The sequence below is a fragment of the Ruminiclostridium hungatei genome, from assembly GCF_002051585.1.
Classification (GTDB): domain Bacteria; phylum Bacillota; class Clostridia; order Acetivibrionales; family DSM-1351; genus Ruminiclostridium; species Ruminiclostridium hungatei.
Genome location: NZ_MZGX01000048.1, coordinates 1 through 4038 on the forward strand (window position 1 = coordinate 1; position 4038 = coordinate 4038).

Below are 4038 nucleotides of genomic sequence, written 5' to 3' on the forward strand. Positions count from 1 at the left end.
GGCTACCAGTATGATGCTGAAACAGATTTGTACTATCTGAATGCAAGGTACTATGACAGTAAGATAGCAAGGTTTTTGAGTGAGGACACCTATCTGGGTAATGCCGGTGACCCGCTGAGCTTGAATCTGTATACGTATTGCCATAATGAACCTGTGATGTATGTGGACCCGACGGGAAATACAGCAGCAAATCTTAATGATTTAGCACTTGCTTCAGGTGCAAATAAAAATGATATTAAATGGAATGGCAAAGATCAAAAAACTGGTAAATCTAGTGCTACTGTGACTGTTAATGGAATTACCAAGCCGATTATAGTTGGTGAAAATGGAACTTACATTAAAGACAACAGAATAGTAATAGATAATGAGACGTTTGATAAACTATTTGTAAATACCCAGAAAAATTCAAATGTAGTTGTATCCATTAATACAACTGTTACTAATGATAAAATATCTGCTACCCAAACAGTAAAAAATGGGTCATATACTGTAGTCCAAACAAACCTTTCAGTGCAAACCAATAATTACTATAAGACTACGAGTGTGAGTAGCACTATAAATAAGGGGACAAATAATCCTGTTGAAATAAAACTATCATCATGGCTATATAATTATGAACAGGATTCGAAAAAGTTTACAATTTCTACCCAAATAACCTTAGCCGAACTTACTACAGAATGGTTTAATGCAAAATCAGATAAAGATAGGGAATCTATAGGCCACTTATTAGAGGCAATAAAAAGAAACACAGATGATGATTGGATTGACCGCTTTGCAGAGCAAGGTTTGAATAACTTGTTCGGAGGGTCGTTAGTTGGGGAGGTTTTTCGAGCAGGGGGATTTAGTGAGGAACAGCTTTTTGAAGTAATAGAAAAGCTGTCAGATTCAAAGGCAGATTATATTTATGCAAAATTAAGTGTTTATGGTACTAATAATGTAATGCTTAATCCAAACGATATAAATTTTAGCCAAAACAGTGCTGGTGGAAATGGAAGATATGCAAAGTTAAAAGAAAGTATGGTTAAGAATGGTTGGGATGGTCCTGCTATAGATATTGTAAAAACCCAAAATGGTTTTACTACTATTGATAATACTAGACTTGCTATAGCGAGAGAACTTGGTATGGAAAAAATACCTGTAAATATTCGTACAGAAAATGAGATGCTACCAGAGAGCATGATTAAGGAGGGTAGATTCGCTAGTTCAAAGACTTGGGGAGAAGCATTAAAGTTAAGAACAGGAGGGCAAGTTCCAAAATTACCTTATGAAGGAACCTCTAAAATGCCAAAATTGCCAAAAATAAACAGATAGAAAGGATGTACATTATGATGGTTAATGAAATTATTCATAAAAATTACATTTGTAGGCTAGTGCTTGATTTGAGTAATTCCATGATGGCTCCTTTGAGAGTTGAAGAAACATTATCACAATGGGTAAGCAACCCTAAAATTAATTATAAATACAAATTATCAACTTATGAAATTATTAATGATGATTTTACTTACAAGTATATAATTCCTGATTTTACAGAAAAAGACGCTAAAAACATGATGCTATTACTATCAGACATTATTATAGAGGGTGATGATTTACCAGACGCGGGGATAGCATTTATTGATACTGAGTCAGGCGAACTTGTGCCAACTAATTGGGATTTAGGAGAAACGGAAGAATGGGGAGAAATAATAGAAAAGCTTAATAGCGAAGGAAGAAGCTTACATACTTTTTCAGCTACGGATGCAGTAATAGAACTCAAAAAAGGTGTTGACACTATAAGATTTCAAAGCTTAAATTGGGAAGATGGTTTAGAAGAAAGTCGTAATGACTCAACGACTCATGTATTCATAGGAAAAGAGACTTTTATTGAAGGTGTTCTAAAGTGCATGAAGTGGTATAAAGTATTACTTAACCTTATAAAGCAGGTTGATGGGAATGAACTCCAAAAGGAACTGCTGCAAGTTTTAAGTGTTGAGAAAAGACGTCTATAGATTAACAAAAAATAGGTCAATGGGAAAATAAACCTATTGGCCTTTCTTTTTGCTATTTTGCAGAGAGAAACTAACACGAACGAGTGAGGATGAAAAACATTGGGAACCCGGACGAGAACAAAACCTGTGAGAGGGGAAAACTATTGTATTCCCTATACCAAAGCAGAGGGACATTTTTGGAAACAATATAAGCCTCATCAAATCCGGCAGCCCCGACACTGACGGTATCACGAAATCCCGCATAATCTTGAGGTCACACTAGTTGACACAGACGGACGGAAATGGAAACACCACCACTTATGAGTACAACGGGGCCAACAAGGTAATAAAAAGGATAGACCAGGGCGGAAGGCTGGGGTTACCGGGAGCATACACCTATCTGAACTCAAAGACGGAAAGATATACCTACAATGCCGACGGCAGCATAAAAAGCTCAACCGACAGGAACGGCAGGCAGACAACCTATTCCTATGATATACACGGCAGGCTGCTTTCAAAAGCCATAGGAGGTTCCAGCATAGCATATGCCTATGACAGCAGCGGCAACCAGACAGCCATGACCGACAGCACCGGAACCACATCGAGAACCTATGATGAGCTGGGAAGGGTCCTGACCAAGACAGTCCCTGGCTTCGGAACAACGGTATTCACATATGACGGAGCCGAAGGCGGCGGACTGCGCTCTGAAACCACCAGGGACCCCAAGGGCAACCTTACAGAAAAGGTGTATGACAAGGCAGGCAGACTGTACAAAGTAATTGCAGAGGGGAAAGACACCACCTATGAATATTACGCAAACGGAAGCAGAAAGAGCGTAACCTATGGGGACGGGGCAAAGGAAGAATACACCTATTACGGCGACGGCCTGAACAAAACCCTGGTGAACAAAAAAGCCGACGGCAGCAGCAGTGACAACGAGCCCGGCCATAAGCTCGGTAACCACAAGCTATACATATAATGAGCAAAACAGGCTGGTATCCACGGTACAGCAGAGCGGAAGAGAAACCGTAACAGAGAAATACAGCTATGACAGCAACGGCAACACCGTAGCAAAAAGGAAGGAAACGGTGAAGCCGGCAGACCCTGAGGTGACAGGAAGCTTCAGCCTGAGTATTGCAGGGCGGAGCAGCACAAGCAGCGAGGCTACGTACTACCAGTATGATGTGTGGAACCAGCTTGCCAAAACCACAGCAGGCAGCAAGATCATAAGCTATTCGTACAACGGAGAGGGCTACAGGACTGCAAAAACGGAAAACGGGCAAAGAACAAACTATCTGTATGAAGCAGACAGGGTAATCCTTGAGACTGATGCAAACGGAAATGAAACAGCCAGAAACATATATGGAATAAATCTCCTGACAAGAACCGCAGGCAGTGATACAATGAATTATATGTACAACGGTCATGGGGATGTGACCGCGCTGCTGGGAGAGGACGGAACGGTCAAGGGAACATATTATTATGATGCCTTTGGAAACATAGTCGAGCAGACCGGAAACGTAAACAATAACATCACCTACGCAGGCTACCAGTATGATGCTGAAACAGATTTGTACTATCTGAATGCAAGGTACTATGACAGTAAAATAGCAAGGTTCCTTACACAGGACACATATACAGGAGACCCCAATGACCCGCTGAGCTTGAATCTGTATACGTACTGCCATAACGAGCCTGTGATGTATGTGGATCCGACGGGAAATACAGCAGCAAATCTTAATGATTTAGCACTTGCTTCAGGTGCAAATAAAAATGATATTAAATGGAATGGTAAAGATCAAAAAACTGGTAAATCTAGTGCTACTGTAACTGTTAATGGAATTACCAAGACGATTATAGTTGGTGAAAATGGAACTTACATTAAAGATAACAGAATAGTAATAGATAATGAGACGTTTGATAAACTATTTGTAAATACCCAGAAAAATTCAAATGTAGTTGTATCCATTAATACAACTGTTACTAATGATAAAATATCTGCTACCCAAACAGTAAAAAATGGGTCATATACTGTAGTCCAAACAAACCTTTCAGTGCAAACCAATAATTA

4 protein-coding genes are annotated in these 4038 nt (G+C 39.8%); all 4 read left to right on the plus strand.

The features are described 5' to 3' along the window. A partial coding sequence (locus tag CLHUN_RS21250; protein ID WP_278247573.1) for an RHS repeat-associated core domain-containing protein occupies nucleotides 1–1311 on the plus strand: 1311 nt, incomplete at its 5' end. 14 nt (nucleotides 1312–1325) lie between these two features. Further along, nucleotides 1326–1988 (plus strand): hypothetical protein, encoded by a 663-nt coding sequence (locus CLHUN_RS21255; protein ID WP_080066691.1) that lies wholly within the window; start codon nucleotides 1326–1328, stop codon nucleotides 1986–1988. Nucleotides 1989–2250: 262 nt separating this feature from the next. Continuing rightward, a complete protein-coding gene (locus CLHUN_RS21260) occupies nucleotides 2251–2946 on the plus strand; it encodes an RHS repeat protein (protein ID WP_080066692.1) in 696 nt (231 codons plus the stop codon). Further along, on the plus strand, nucleotides 2897–4038 hold a 1142-nt coding region (locus tag CLHUN_RS21265), incomplete at its 3' end, for an RHS repeat-associated core domain-containing protein (protein ID WP_133051130.1). The genes CLHUN_RS21260 and CLHUN_RS21265, both read left to right, overlap by 50 nt.